Genomic DNA, 13,321 nt, shown 5'->3' with positions numbered 1-13,321 from the left:
CGAAGAACCGATGCGCCGAGTTCCTGGCACGCACAGCGTTGCCATCGTGCGGATCGCCACGCTGACCGCGAACCGGGTAGCCGATGGGCCGGGAACGCCCTCCCCCACGCGGTGCAGCTCATGTTCGTCGAAGGGTGGCACATGCGCGCGTACCTGGCCGGCACTGAGCAGATCGAGGCGTCCGAGGAGACCACGTCGCTCGCGGTGGGCGACCCGCGCCACCCCGGCGCCGAACTCCTCGGTCGGCCCGGCGACGTGCCGCCACGTACCGCCGAGCCCGCAGAGGTGCCCGTCGGGCCGCCCGTCGATGACGACGACGGGCTCCGGGCGCTGTATCCCGGGCAGGCCGCGCCGCGTACCCGTACCCTGCTGGACATTCTCGGCGAGACCACGCACCGGCACCCGTACGCGCCGGCTCTCGACGACGGGATCACCCTGCTCAGCTACCAGGCGCTCGAAGCCCGGGTCGACGAGCTGCGCCGACGGCTCGTCGCGGCGGGCGTCGGGGTCGGGGATCGGGTCGGCGTACGGGTCCCGTCCGGCACCGTCGACCTGTACGTCTCGATCCTCGCCGTGCTCGCCGCCGGTGCCGCGTACGTGCCGGTGGACGCCGACGATCCGGACGAACGGGCCGAGGTGGTGTTCGCCGAGGCGGACGTCTGTGCCGTTCTCGGACCGGAGCGGACCCTCACCCCGCGCCGCGCCCCCGGTGGCACCGCCGGTCGGCCGGGCCCCGACGACGACGCGTGGATCATCTTCACCTCCGGATCGACCGGCCGGCCGAAGGGGGTCGCGGTCACCCACCGCGCCGCCGCCGCGTTCGTCGACGCCGAGGCGGGGCTCTTCCTGGCCGACGAGCCGATCGGTCCCGGTGACCGGGTGCTGGCCGGGCTGTCGGTGGCGTTCGACGCCTCCTGCGAGGAGATGTGGCTGGCCTGGCGGTACGGGGCGTGCCTGGTGGCCGCGCCGCGCTCGCTGGTGCGTACCGGAATGGATCTCGGCCCGTGGCTGGTCGAACAGCGGATCACCGTCGTCTCCACGGTTCCGACGCTCGCCGCGCTCTGGCCGGCCGGCACCCTCGACGACGTACGGCTGCTGATCTTCGGCGGCGAGGCCTGCCCGCCCGAACTGGCCGAGCGGTTGGCCGTCGACGGACGCGAGGTGTGGAACACCTACGGGCCGACCGAGGCCACCGTGGTCGCCTGCGCCGCCCGGCTGACCGGCGAGGGCCCGGTGCGCATTGGGTTGCCGCTCGACGGCTGGGAACTGGCGGTGGTGGACACCCACGGCCGGGTGGTCCCGATGGGCGAGGTCGGCGAACTGGTCATCGGCGGCGTCGGGCTGGCGCGTTACCTGGACCCGGTGAAGGACGCCGAGAAGTTCGCGCCGTTGCCGGCGCTGGGCTGGTCGCGTGCGTACCGCAGCGGTGACCTGGTCCGGGCCGAGCCGGAGGGACTGCTCTTCGTCGGCCGGGCCGACGAGCAGATCAAGCTCGGTGGGCGGCGGATCGAACTGGGCGAGGTCGACGCCGCGCTCCAGGCGCTGCCGGAGGTGGCCGCCGCGGCGGCCGCCGTACGCACCGCCGGACACGGCAACCAGCTCCTGGTCGGGTACGTCGTGCCCGCCCTCGGTGCCGGGTTCGACAGGGCCGCGGCGGTGGCCCGGCTCCAGGTGGCCCTGCCCGCCGCACTGGTCCCGCTGATCGCGGTGGTCGACGGGCTGCCCACCAAGACGTCGGGAAAGGTGGACCGGGCCGCGTTGCCGTGGCCGCTGCCCGGTGTGGAGCCGACCGGAACCGGTGCCCGGTTGGCGGGGACCGAGGCGTGGCTGGCCGAGTGCTGGGGCGAGATCATCGGCGTCGCACCGACCGACCCCGACGACAACTTCTTCGCCAGCGGCGGTTCCAGTCTCAGTGCCGCACAACTGCTCACGTTGCTGCGCGACCGCTATCCGGGCGCGTCGGTCAGCGACGTGTACCAGCACCCGACGCTGACCGCGCTGGCCCGCCGGCTCGACGGGTTCGAGACCGTGGAGGCCACCGCCAGCCGGGTCGTGGCGCCGACGCCACGGCGTACGGGTCTCGCGCAGACCGCGCTGATGCTGCCGCTGTTCGGCATCGTCGGGCTGCGCTGGGTGGTCGCCCTGGCCGCGATCAACAACGTGCTCGCCCTGTTCGGCACGTACCCGTGGGCGCCGACCGTCTCCTGGTGGTGGGTGTTGCTCGGCTGGTTGCTGGTGATCAGTCCGCCGGGCCGGATCGCGATCGCGGCCGGCGGCGCCCGACTGTTGCTGCGGGGCCTGCGGCCCGGCAGCTACCCGCGCGGCGGCAAGGTCCACATGCGACTGTGGGCGGCCGAACGGCTGGCCGCGTCGGCCGGCGCGACCAACCTGGCCGGCGTCTGGATCACCTACTACGCCCGTGCGCTCGGCGCCCGGATCGCGAACGACGTCGACCTGCACTCGCTGCCGCCGGTGACCGGGATGCTCCAGCTCGGGCCGGGCGCCGCGATCGAGCCGGAGGTCGACCTGTCCGGGCACTGGGTCGACGGCGATGTCGTCCACGTCGGCCGGATCCGGATCGACGCCGGTGCGACCGTCGGCGCCCGCAGCACCCTGATGCCCGGCGCGCGGATCGGCAAACGGGCCGAGGTCGCACCCGGATCGTGCGTGACGGGTCCGGTGCCGGCCGCGCAGCGCTGGGCCGGCGTCCCGGCGAGCCGGTCCGGCAAGGCGGCCCGCCGCTGGCCGCAGGATCGTCCCGGTCGGGCCCGCCGGTGGACCGTGGCGTACGGGCTGAGCTCGCTCGCGCTCGGTTTCCTGCCCGCCGTCGCGGCGGTACCCGGACTGCTCGTGCTCGGCCGGTTCCTGCGCGACACCGCCACCCTGCCCGACGCCCTCGGCCGGGCACTGCTCGGCGTACCGCTCGCCACGGTGACGGCGATGGCGACGTACGCGCTGCTCATCCTGGTCCTCGTCCGGCTGCTCGGGATCGGCCTGCACGCCGGTCACCACCCCGTGCACGGGCGGGTCGCCTGGCAGGCGTGGGCCACCGAGCGGCTGATGGACCTGGCCCGGGTCGGCCTCTTCCCGCTGTACGCGAGCCTGTTCACCCCGGTCTGGCTGCGCGCCCTGGGGATGCGGGTCGGTCGTCGGGTCGAGGCGTCGACCGTGCTCGCCCTGCCCTCGATGACCACGGTCGGCGACGGCGCGTTCCTCGCCGACGACACCCTGGTCGCCTCGTACGAGCTGGGCGGCGGCTGGTTGCGGATCGGTGCCGCGCGGGTCGGCAAGCGGGCGTTCCTCGGCAACTCCGGCATGACCGCGCTCGGCCGGGCGGTGCCCAAGCGCGGGCTGGTCGGGGTGCTCTCCTCCACCCCGAAGCGGGCCAAGGCGGGCAGCTCGTACCTGGGCATGCCGCCGATGAAGCTGCCCCGGTCGGCGGAGCGGGGCGACCAGAGCCGCACCTTCGACCCACCGGTACGGCTGATGGTGGCGCGGGCCGCCGTCGAGCTGTGCCGGGTCGTACCGGTGATGTGCGCGGTCGCGCTCGCCGTCGGCACCCTCGCCACGTTCGAGGCGATCATCGCCGGGTACGGCTACGTCGCCGCCCTGGCCGCCGGTGGTGCGCTGCTGCTCGCCGCCGGGGTGGTCGCCGGGGTGGTCGCCACCCTGGCGAAGTGGCTGCTGGTCGGCGCGTTCCGGCCGGTCGAGCACCCGCTGTGGAGTTCGTTCGTCTGGCGCAACGAGCTGGCCGACACGTTCGTGGAGGTCCTCGCCGTGCCGTGGTTCGCCGGTGCGGTCGGCGGAACCCCGCTGATGAGCCTCTGGCTGCGTGGTCTCGGTGCCCGGATCGGGCGCGGGGTGTGGTGCGAGACCTACTGGCTGCCGGAGGCCGACCTGATCCGGATCGGTGACGGTGCCACGGTGAACCGGGGGTGTGTCGTGCAGACCCACCTGTTCCATGATCGGATATTGCGCATGGACCAGGTGACTCTCCACGAGGGCTCCACGCTCGGCCCGCACGGGATCGTGCTGCCCGGCGTGACGGTGGGGGAGCACGCCACGATCGGCCCGGCGTCACTGGTGATGCGGGGGGAGACCGTGCCCGGTGGTGGCCGTTGGCTCGGCAACCCGATCGTCGCCTGGCCGGCGGAGAGGGCACGCCGAGGGTGAACGCGAAAGGGGCCCCGTCGGGCTCCGTCGGTGGCCTGCCGGCGGACCCGTACCTGCCCGGACACGGCAACGCCGGCTACCGGACCACGCACTACGACCTCGACCTGGAGTACCGGACCGGCCCCGGCCGGCTCTCCGGGCGGGCGAAGATCTCCGCGGTCGCCGACGCGGTGCTCGCCGAGATCAGCCTGGACCTGGGCATGTTCCGGGTGGAACGGGTGCTGGTCGACGGGGTGGCGGCCAGCTATGTGCACCGCGCCGGCAAGTTGCGGATCCGACCGGCGCGGCCGCTGCCCGCCGGGGCGTCGTTCACGGTCACGGTGCGGTACGCGGGCTCCCCCCGACCGATTCCGAGCCGGTGGGGCGACCTCGGCTGGGAGCGGATCGACGACGGCGCGCTGGTGGCGAGCCAGCCGACGGGTGCGCCGTCCTGGTTCCCGTGCAACGACCATCCGGCCGACAAGGCCGCGTACCGGATCGCGGTCACCACCCAGTCCCGGTACGCGGTGATCGCCAACGGCACCCTCGTCTCGCGCAAGGCCGGCGTCAACACGACCACCTGGGTCTACGAGCAGTCGGCGCCGATGCCCAGCTACCTCGCGACCGTCCAGATCGGACGGTACCGCCTGCTCGACCTGGCCGCCGGTCCGATACCCCAGCGGGCGGCCCTGCCACCGCGACTGCTCGCCCCGGCGGGGCACGACTTCGGCCGGCAGCCGGAGATGATGACCGCGTTCGAGTGCGTCTTCGGCCCGTACCCGTTCGACGAGTACGCGGTCGTCGTGGTGGACGAGGAACTGGAGGTGCCGGTCGAGGCGCACGGGCTGTCCATCTTCGGCGCGAACCACGTCGACGGGCGGCGGGGGTCCGAGCGGCTCGTCGCCCACGAGTTGGCGCACCAGTGGTTCGGCAACAGTCTGACCGTCGCCGACTGGCGCCACATCTGGCTCAACGAGGGCTTCGCGAAGTACGCCGAGTGGCTGTGGTCGGAGCTGTCCGGCGGTGAACCGGCGCGTACGCACGCCGCCCGCTGGTGGACCGTGCTGGCCGCGCAACGGCAGGACCTGCGGCTGGCCGATCCGGGCGTACGGCGGATCTTCGACGACCGGGTGTACCAGCGCGGTGCGCTCACCCTGCACGCCCTGCGGGTCCTCGTCGGTGACGGGGCCTTCTTCGACCTGGTCCGGGACTGGACGCGGGTGTACCGGCACGGCACGGTCACCACCGAGCAGTTCACCGCGTTGGCGCAGCGCCACACGACCCGGCCGCTGGGCGGGTTGTTCGCCGACTGGTTGTACGAGCCGGCCCTGCCGCCGTTGCCGTCCTGACCGGACGTTCCCGGCGTCCTGCGGGCTGACCGGGATGTCAGGTCGGCCGGAGGCCGGCCAGGACGAGGTCGTAGAGGCGGCCCGCCTGCGCCCGCCAGTCGCCGGTCGGGTTGAGCTGCCAGAGACCGGCCAGGGCGAGCAGGACGTCGTCCGGGTCGAGCCCGGGGCGTACGGCGTCCGCCCGTTCCGCCGCCGTGAGGAGGGTGGCGAGGGCGTGCGCGATCGGTGCGTACGTCTCCGCGAACAGTTCGTTGTCGGAGGTGGTGGCACTGCGCAGCGCCTCGGCGAGTCCGTGTTTGGTCATCGCGTACTGGGCGAGGCGGGCGACCCAGGCCCGCAGCGCCTCGTCTGCCGGTAGCTCCGCGAGCAGTTCGTCGGCCGTCCGAACGAGTTGCTGCACCTCGTGCCGGTACGCCTCCAGGACGAGGGCCTGTCGGGTCGGGAAGTGCCGGTAGAGGGTGGCGTTGCCGATGCCGGCACGTCTGGCGATCGCGTTGAGGGAGATGTCCCCGGATTCGGCCAGGGCCTCGACCGCCACCGCGAGGATCGCCTCGCGGTTTCCGCGCGCGTCGGCGCGCAGGGACGCCGGTCGTGCGGGCATCGTTCCTCCCGGACTGGGAAACGGGGAGTTCCCCGGTTATGCTGGTGAGACTAAACGGGGAACTCCCCGCTTAGTTGTCCGTGGGGACCGGTCCACGATCCCCGTCCCCGATTATCGCAAGGAGCCCCGGATGGCCACCCACATCGAGATCACGCCGGCCGAAGCGGCGGACCGGCTCGCGATCCGTGAACTGTTCGACGCGTACGCGCACTGCGCCGACCGCCGCGACGCGGACGGACAGAAGGCCCTCTTCACCGAGGACACCCGCTTCGCCGTGCAGATGGGCGGACCGGGCACGGAGCCGACCTACGTGCTGCACGGACGCGAGGCACTCACCCCGGTCTTCGCCGACCTCAACCGGTACGAGTCCACCACGCACCTCAACGGCCAGAGCACGGTCACCCTCGACGGCGACCGGGCCACCGGCGAGAGCTACTGCGTCGCCCACCACCTGTTCACCGTCGACGGCGAGCGGAAGATCATGGTGGCCGCGCTGCGCTACCTCGACACCTTCACCAAGCGCGACGGCGGGTGGTACTTCGCCGAGCGCGTCCTGGTCGTGGACTGGACCGAGACCCGCCCCTCGGCGGCCTGAGCGCGGATCGGTCGGCGGCTCAGGGCTGGACGGTGCCGGCGTCCGGCGCGTGACCGGTCGGTCTCGTCGTCTCCGGTTCGGGCGCGAGGAACTCGCCGAGTCCGGTGGCCGCGAGGACGCGGGCGACCACCCCGGTGGCGCCGGTGACCCGTAACCAGCCACCCGCGTCGGTGCACAGGTTGTTGCCCCGGACGAAGCCGCCCAGGCCGGTGGAGTCGCAGAACGACAGCGCCGACAGGTCGAGCAGGATCCGGTGCCGACCGGCCTCCAGGAGCCGGTCGATCCGGTCGTCGAGCTGCGGGACCGTCGCCAGGTCCAGCTCGCCGCCGAGGCGGAGTACGGCGGGGTCGGCGCTGCCGCCCGGCACGATGGTGAAGGTCATGCGTCCGTTCTTCCTCGCCGGAATCCTGCCCGTGCAGCTTCGCACGCGACCGCCGGTGCTACCGCTACCGGTAGGTAACGATAGGAGGCCGTTGCCGCCGCCGGGAGGTGCTGCCGGATGAGAAAATTCTTGACGGGTTTCATACATTTCTGAGCTTTCATGATTTCGTGAAATCTGTGTAGCGTCGAGGTATGACAACAGCTATCTCGGTCTCCGGCCTGGTGAAGGCGTTCGGTCGCAGCCGTGCACTGGACGGGCTCGACCTGTCCGTCGACACCGGCGAGGTACACGGCTTCCTCGGGCCGAACGGCGCCGGCAAGTCGACCACCATCCGGGTCCTGCTGGGGCTGCTCCGCGCCGACGCCGGCGAGGTCAGCCTGCTCGGCGGGCACCCCTGGCGGGACGCGGTGGCACTGCACCGGCGCCTCGCGTACGTGCCGGGCGACGTCAACCTCTGGCCGAACCTGACCGGCGGGGAGGCGATCGACCTGTTCGGGGCCCTGCGCGGTGGGCTGGACCGGCGCCGCCGGGACGACCTGGTCGAACGGTTCCAACTCGACCCGTCGAAGCGGGCCAGGACGTACTCGAAGGGCAACCGGCAGAAGGTCGCCGTCATCGCCGCGTTCGCCTCCGACGTCGAGCTCTACATCCTCGACGAGCCGACCTCCGGGCTGGACCCGCTGATGGAGGCCGTCTTCCAGGAGTGCGTACGCGAGGTCAAGGCGCGCGGCCGGACCGTACTGCTCTCCAGCCACATCTTCTCGGAGGTGGAGGCGCTCTGCGACCGGGTGAGCATCATCCGGCACGGCTCGACGGTGGAGTCCGGCACCCTGGCGCAGCTGCGGCACCTGACCCGTACCTCGATCGCGGTGGAGACCGCGCGGCCGATCACCGGCCTGACCGAGCTGCCCGGCGTGCACGACCTCGACGGGGACGCCACCCGGGCCCGGTTCGACGTCGACACCGCACAGCTGGACCCCGTACTGCGGCACCTGACCCGGTTCGAGATCCGTACGCTGACCAGCGCCCCGCCGTCGCTGGAGGAGCTGTTCCTGCGCCACTACAGCAACGAGATGGCCGGAACCGGCAGCACACCGGCCGCCACGGGCAACGAACTGGCCGGTACGCGATGAGCGCCCTCACCGGCACCGCCCGGCTCACCCGGCTCGCCCTGCGCCGGGACCGGACCCAGCTGCCGATCTGGATCCTGAGCACCACACTGCTGGCCGCCGTGTCACTCGCCGCCGTCACCGACCAGTACCCGACCGAGGCCGACCGGATCACCGTCCTGCGTACCGCCGTGCAGACCCCGGCGCTGCTCATGCTGCGGGCCGCCCCGACCGGGGCGAGCAGCGGCGAGATGGCGATCTTCTCGATGCTGGCGTTCCTCACCGTACTGGCCGGGTTCATGAGCACGCTCGCCGTCGTACGGCACACCCGGCAGAACGAGGAGACCGGCCGGACCGAGATGATCGGCGCGACCGTGGTCGGCCGGCACGCCAGCCTGACCGCCGCACTGATCGTCACCGTCGCCGCGAACACCGTACTGGCCGCCCTGGTCGCGCTCGTCCTGGCCGGCGGCGGCGAACCGGTCGCCGGCTCGGTCGCGGCGGGCCTGGCGGTCGGCGCCGCCGGGGTGGCCTTCGCCTCGATCGCCGCCGTCGCCGCGCAGTTCGCCTCGACCGCGCGCGGGGCGAACGGGATCGCCGCCGCCGTGATCGGCACGGCCTACCTGCTCCGTGGCCTGGGCGACGCGTTCGGCGAGGTCCGGCCCAACGGCTACAGCATGACCAGCGGGTGGGCGTCCTGGCTCTCGCCGATCGGCTGGGCGATGCGGGTGCGGCCGTTCGCCGACGAGCGGTGGTGGGTGTTCGCGCTGCCACTGGCCCTGGCCGTCGTCGCGGTCGGGCTGGCGCTGGCACTGACCGTCCGCCGGGACGTCGGCATGGGTCTGCTGGCCGCCCGCCCCGGCCCGGCGCGCGGTGGAACGGGACTGCTCGGCCCGCTCGGCCTGGCCTGGCGGTTGCAGCGCGGCACGCTGATCGGCTGGGCCGTCGCGATCACCGTGACCGGGGTCGGCGTCGGTTCGATCGGCGGCGCGGTGCAGGACGGGCTGGGTGGGAACGCGAGCGCGGTGCGGACCATCAACAACCTCGGCGGCGGCGGTGGGGGAGCGCTGATCGACGCCTTCTTCGCGGGGATGCTGGCGATCGTCGGGGCGATGGTCGCCGGTTACCTGGTGCAGGCGCTGCTGCGGCTGCGGGCCGAGGAGACCGGCGGGCGGGCCGAGGCCGTCCTCGCCACCGCCACCGGCCGGTTGCGCTGGCTGGGTGGCCACCTGCTGGTCGCCGTGCTCGGCGCCGCGGTCCTGCTCGGGCTCGCCGGTGCCTCGATGGGCCTGGCGTACGGGCTGGACGTGGCGAACGTCGGCGGCGAGCTGGCCGAGCTGACCGGTGCGGCGTACGTGCAGTTGCCGTCGGCGTTGATCCTGGCCGGGTTCGCCGTCGCGGTGTTCGGTCTGGTGCCCCGGTCCGCCGTCGGGCTCGCCTGGCTCGGCTTCGCCCTCTGCCTGGTCCTCGGGCAGTTCGGCGCCCTGCTGAACCTGCCGGAGGCGGTACGCGACGTGTCCCCGTTCAGCCACGTGCCGGCGGTGCCCTCGGTGGCGCTCACCGTGCCGCCGCTGGTGGTCCTCTCGGCCGTCGCGCTGACCCTGGGCGCCGCCGGCATGGTCCTCTTCCGGCGGCGGGACCTCACCCCGTGAACCGACCCGTCCGCCGGTTGCCGGACACCTCACCGTGATCTTCACGGAATGGTGAAGGATAGGTAGATGCAACCTGACGGCCGGCGTGACGAGGAAGCGGTCCGCCGCTTCGTCGAGCACTTCGCTCTCACCCTCAGCGACATGGGCATGCCCCGGATGGCGGCGCGGGTGTTCGCGGCACTGATGGCCGCCGAGGAGCCCGGCCTCACCGCCGCCGAGATCAGCGAGCGGCTCGGGGTCAGCCCGGCGGCCGTCTCCGGGGCGGTGCGCTACCTGATGCAGGTCGGGATGGCCGTACGCGAACCCGCACCGGGCTCGCGTCGGGACCTCTACAAGGCACCGGTCACCTCCTGGTACTCCTCCACCGTCCGGGGCGGGGTCTACCAACGGGTCGCCGACGTGGTGCAGGAGGGTGTGCTGGCGGTCGGCGACGAGACCTCGCTCGCCGGTGGCCGACTGGCCGACATGCGGGACTTCTTCACCTACGTACAGGGCGAGATGGGCGAGCTCGTCGAGCGGTGGGAACAGATCCGCCGCGAAGCCCGGGCCGGCGCCTGAGCAATGACGGCGGGCGGAGTGTCGGAGATCCGGGAGTCCGCCCGACCCATCCGCACCGGGCCGACCCCGGTCCCGCGCCCACCAGGCAGGAGACCGGGGTCGCCAGTCGATGGACTGGGATCAGGGGCCGCAGTAGAGCAGCCGGTTGGGTGAACCGGCGCCGGGGTTGACCACCACATTGGGAGTCGACACGGCGGCGAGATGGCTCGCCACCTGCGCCGGGGTCCAGGTCGGGTTCGCCGAGAGCAGCAGTGCGACGCACCCGGCGACGTGCGCCGACGCCATCGAGCTGCCGCTGATCGTGTTGGTGGCGGTGTCGCTCGTGTACCAGGTGGACGTGATGCCCTGGCCGGGGGCGAAGATGTCCAGGCAGCTGCCGAAGCTCGCCGAACTCATCCTCGCGTCGGTGATCGTGGTGCCGGCGACGGTGAGCGCGGTCGGCACCCGGGCCGGCGAGTAGTTGCAGGCGTTGGCGGCCGAACTGCCCCCCGGTACGGCGACCGGGATGCCCCGGTTGATCGTGTTCGTCACGGCGGCGTCGAGGGTGGTGCTGGCGCCGCCACCGATGCCCATGCTCACCACCGCCGGTCGGACCGCGTTCTGGACCGTCCAGTCGATCCCGGCGATGACCTGCGCGTAGCTGCCGCTGCCGGCGCAGTTGAGTACGCGTACCGCGATCAGCTGGACGTCCTTGGCCACCCCGTGCAACTCGCCGCCGATGATCCCGGCGAGGTGGGTGCCGTGCCCGTTGCAGTCGCCCGGTGGCAGCGTCCCGGCGAAGGCGTCGAACCCGGCGCTCACCCGACCGGTGAAGTCGACGTGCGTCGGGCGGATCCCGGTGTCGATCACGTACGCGCGCACATTCGGGGCGGTGTTCGGGTAGAAGTACCGCTGGTCGAGCGGGAGCAGGTGCTGGTCGATCCGGTCCAGTCCCCAGTTCGGCGGGTTCGGCTGCACCCCGGCGGCGAGCGGCACCAGGTGGTTCTGCTCCACGAACGCCACCGACGGGTCGGCGGCCAGGCGTTTCGCGGCCGGTTCGGACAGGCGTACCTCGAAGCCGCGCAGGGCCGCGTGGTAGGTCCGGACGACCGTACCGTCGTAGTCGGCGCCGAGCCGGTCGGCGGTGGCGGCGACCCCGGCCCGGCCGGTGGTGGTGGCCCGGTCGCGCAGGACGACCAGGTAGCTGTCGGGTACGGCGGTGGCGCCGCCGGCCCGCAGGATCTGCCCCGTGGGTGCCGGGGTGCCGGTCGCGGCGGACACCGGAGTGGCGGTGCCGACGGTGAGAGCGGCGAGCAGGCCGGCCGCGAGCAGGCGCCGGCCCCGGATACCTGATGTGGTCATCGTGTGATCCCTCCAGGCAGGCGGCCCCGGGGCGCTCTCGCCCCGGGGCCGGTCGAACACTGCGGTCAGTACGTCGGCGGCAGGTAGAGCAGCCGGTTCGGCGAGCCGGCGCCCGGGTTGATCACGACGCCGGGCGTGGCGGTGGAGGTGATGTACGAGTGCACCGTCGCCGGTGGCCAACCGGGGTTGGCCTGGAGCACCCTGGCCGCCGCGCCGGCCACGTGCGGCGCCGCCATCGAGGTGCCCTGGAGGCTGGCGGTGGCGGTGTCACTGGTGTACCAGGCGGAGAGGACGCCGACGCCGGGGGCGAAGAGGTCCAGGCAGCTGCCGTAGTTGGAGAACGTGGCCCGCACGTCGTTGCTCTGGGTCGCGCCGACGGTGAGCGCGGTGCCGACCGCCGCGGGCGAGTAGTTGCAGGCGAGTGCGTTGTTGTTGCCCGCTGCCACCGCGTAGCTGACCCCGTCCAGGATGGAGTTCTGCACGGCGGTGTTGATGGAGCCGTTGAGCGCGCCGCCGAGGCTCATGTTCGCCACCGCAGGCTGGCCCGCACCGTGGTTACTGGTCACCCAGTTCACCCCGGCGACGACCCCGGCGAGGGTGCCGCTGCCGGCGCAGTTGAGCACCCTGACGGCGACCAGGCGGACACTCTTGGCCACGCCGTACGTCCGGCCGCCGACCGTACCGGCGACGTGGGTGCCGTGGCCGTTGCAGTCGTCGGCCGGCAGGGCGCCGTCGACCGCGTCGTAGCCGTAGACCGCCCGGCCGCCGAAGTCGGTGTGGCTGATCCGGATACCGGTGTCGATGATGTACGCGATCACACCGCTGCCGCTGCGGTTGTAGCTGTATGTCGCGCTCAGCGGAAGATTCGGCTGGTCGATGCGGTCCAGCCCCCACGGCGGGTTGGTCTGGGTCACCGAGGTCGTGACGGTGTAGTTCTGCTCGACGTACGCGACCGCCGGGTCGGCGGCGAGGCGCTTGGCGGCCGATTCGGACAGTTTGGCCTCGAAGCCGTTGAGTGCGTCGCCGTACACGTGACCGGTGCTGCCGCCGTAGCGGGCGGCGAGGCTGCCCGCCTGGCTGGAGACCTGGGCCTGGCGGGTGCCGGCCTTGCCACCGACCGCGCTGTCCTTGAGCACCACGATGTAGCTGCCGGGGACGGCGGTGGTACCGGCGTGGACCCGGATGTCACCGGTCGCCGGGGCGGCGGCCACCGGACCGGCGACCATGACCGTGGCCACGGTGGTGGCGATGACGGTGCCGATGGCGGCCAGTCGGCGCCTGGGCGTGAGTGGAAGCGTCAACTCCCGAACCTCCCTCGATCGGGCCTCTCCCACGGGCTTCGTGGTCCCTGGAAGGTCGGCCTGAATGATTGCGGAGATCCTATAACCACATTTATTGCTGTGTATATAGCCCCTTTCCAGAAAGGCGCCCCCTGATTCACCCAGATCAATTACCGGACCCCTGAAAAAATCCCCTTACCGGCCCTGTCCCCCCCCGCGTCCCTCCCCCCCTGCCACCCCACCACCACCCCAAGATCCCCACTCTTGTAGAGAAAGAGGGGTTATTCGTCGACCGATAACCC

The 13,321-nt window shown here is 72.5% G+C and carries 10 protein-coding genes; 6 read left to right on the top strand and 4 right to left on the bottom strand.

The window, feature by feature from the left end; genetic code table 11:
* Nucleotides 1-120: 120 nt before the first annotated feature.
* The gene (locus ACZ6QQ_RS13170) at nt 121-4,173 is read left to right on the top strand and encodes a Pls/PosA family non-ribosomal peptide synthetase (protein ID WP_465876212.1); all 4,053 of its coding nucleotides are present in this window, start codon (nt 121-123) and stop codon (nt 4,171-4,173) included.
* A complete protein-coding gene (locus tag ACZ6QQ_RS13165) occupies nt 4,170-5,501 on the top strand; it encodes a M1 family metallopeptidase (protein WP_465876210.1) in 1,332 nt (443 codons plus the stop codon). Before ACZ6QQ_RS13170 ends, ACZ6QQ_RS13165 begins: the two co-directional genes overlap by 4 nt.
* 37 nt (nt 5,502-5,538) lie before the next feature.
* On the opposite strand, the gene ACZ6QQ_RS13160 is transcribed toward ACZ6QQ_RS13165, so the two are convergent.
* Nucleotides 5,539-6,102, bottom strand: a complete 564-nt coding sequence (locus tag ACZ6QQ_RS13160; RefSeq protein WP_465876208.1) for a TetR/AcrR family transcriptional regulator — start codon at nt 6,100-6,102, stop codon at nt 5,539-5,541.
* A 130-nt stretch (nt 6,103-6,232) separates the two neighbouring features.
* Between ACZ6QQ_RS13160 and ACZ6QQ_RS13155 the strand changes: the two genes are divergently transcribed.
* Complete coding sequence (locus tag ACZ6QQ_RS13155) at nt 6,233-6,697, top strand: nuclear transport factor 2 family protein (protein WP_465876207.1); 465 nt, start codon at nt 6,233-6,235, stop codon at nt 6,695-6,697.
* 19 nt (nt 6,698-6,716) lie between these two features.
* Here the strand turns inward: ACZ6QQ_RS13155 and ACZ6QQ_RS13150 are convergent, their stop codons facing one another.
* A complete protein-coding gene (locus tag ACZ6QQ_RS13150; RefSeq protein ID WP_465876205.1) occupies nt 6,717-7,079 on the bottom strand; it encodes an STAS domain-containing protein in 363 nt (120 codons plus the stop codon).
* A gap of 191 nt (nt 7,080-7,270) precedes the next feature.
* On the opposite strand from ACZ6QQ_RS13150, the gene ACZ6QQ_RS13145 reads away from it, so the two are divergent.
* The 3 genes from ACZ6QQ_RS13145 to ACZ6QQ_RS13135 all read left to right on the top strand — a co-directional run bounded on the left by ACZ6QQ_RS13145 (nt 7,271) and on the right by ACZ6QQ_RS13135 (nt 10,398).
* Nucleotides 7,271-8,212, top strand: coding sequence for an ABC transporter ATP-binding protein (locus ACZ6QQ_RS13145; protein WP_465876204.1), 942 nt, complete (start codon nt 7,271-7,273; stop codon nt 8,210-8,212).
* Entirely contained in the window at nt 8,209-9,840 is a 1,632-nt protein-coding gene (locus tag ACZ6QQ_RS13140) for an ABC transporter permease (protein ID WP_465876203.1), read from the top strand. Before ACZ6QQ_RS13145 ends, ACZ6QQ_RS13140 begins: the two co-directional genes overlap by 4 nt.
* A 66-nt stretch (nt 9,841-9,906) precedes the next feature.
* A complete protein-coding gene (locus ACZ6QQ_RS13135) occupies nt 9,907-10,398 on the top strand; it encodes a GbsR/MarR family transcriptional regulator (protein WP_465876202.1) in 492 nt (163 codons plus the stop codon).
* 120 nt (nt 10,399-10,518) lie between these two features.
* Here the strand turns inward: ACZ6QQ_RS13135 and ACZ6QQ_RS13130 are convergent, their stop codons facing one another.
* Together ACZ6QQ_RS13130 and ACZ6QQ_RS13125 are read right to left on the bottom strand one after the other, a co-directional pair.
* Complete coding sequence (locus tag ACZ6QQ_RS13130; protein WP_465876200.1) at nt 10,519-11,739, bottom strand: S8 family peptidase; 1,221 nt, start codon at nt 11,737-11,739, stop codon at nt 10,519-10,521.
* Nucleotides 11,740-11,804: 65 nt separating this feature from the next.
* A complete protein-coding gene (locus ACZ6QQ_RS13125) occupies nt 11,805-13,040 on the bottom strand; it encodes a S8 family peptidase (RefSeq protein WP_465876199.1) in 1,236 nt (411 codons plus the stop codon).
* Nucleotides 13,041-13,321 lie beyond the last annotated feature (281 nt).

The organism is Micromonospora sp. NPDC049529 (assembly GCF_055586685.1).
Note: the sequence above shows the minus strand (reverse complement) of the source record. Positions and strands in the feature narration are given on the sequence as shown.

Bases quoted from the DNA above. Each gene is read 5' to 3' on its own strand.
- ACZ6QQ_RS13130 (WP_465876200.1), bottom strand. From the start codon at position 11,739: ATGACCACATCAGGTATCCGGGGCCGGCGCCTGCTCGCGGCCGGCCTG.
- ACZ6QQ_RS13155 (WP_465876207.1), top strand. From the start codon at position 6,233: ATGGCCACCCACATCGAGATCACGCCGGCCGAAGCGGCGGACCGGCTC.
- ACZ6QQ_RS13160 (WP_465876208.1), bottom strand. From the start codon at position 6,102: ATGCCCGCACGACCGGCGTCCCTGCGCGCCGACGCGCGCGGAAACCGC.
- ACZ6QQ_RS13140 (WP_465876203.1), top strand. From the start codon at position 8,209: ATGAGCGCCCTCACCGGCACCGCCCGGCTCACCCGGCTCGCCCTGCGC.
- ACZ6QQ_RS13135 (WP_465876202.1), top strand. From the start codon at position 9,907: ATGCAACCTGACGGCCGGCGTGACGAGGAAGCGGTCCGCCGCTTCGTC.
- ACZ6QQ_RS13150 (WP_465876205.1), bottom strand. From the start codon at position 7,079: ATGACCTTCACCATCGTGCCGGGCGGCAGCGCCGACCCCGCCGTACTC.
- ACZ6QQ_RS13145 (WP_465876204.1), top strand. From the start codon at position 7,271: ATGACAACAGCTATCTCGGTCTCCGGCCTGGTGAAGGCGTTCGGTCGC.
- ACZ6QQ_RS13170 (WP_465876212.1), top strand. From the start codon at position 121: ATGTTCGTCGAAGGGTGGCACATGCGCGCGTACCTGGCCGGCACTGAG.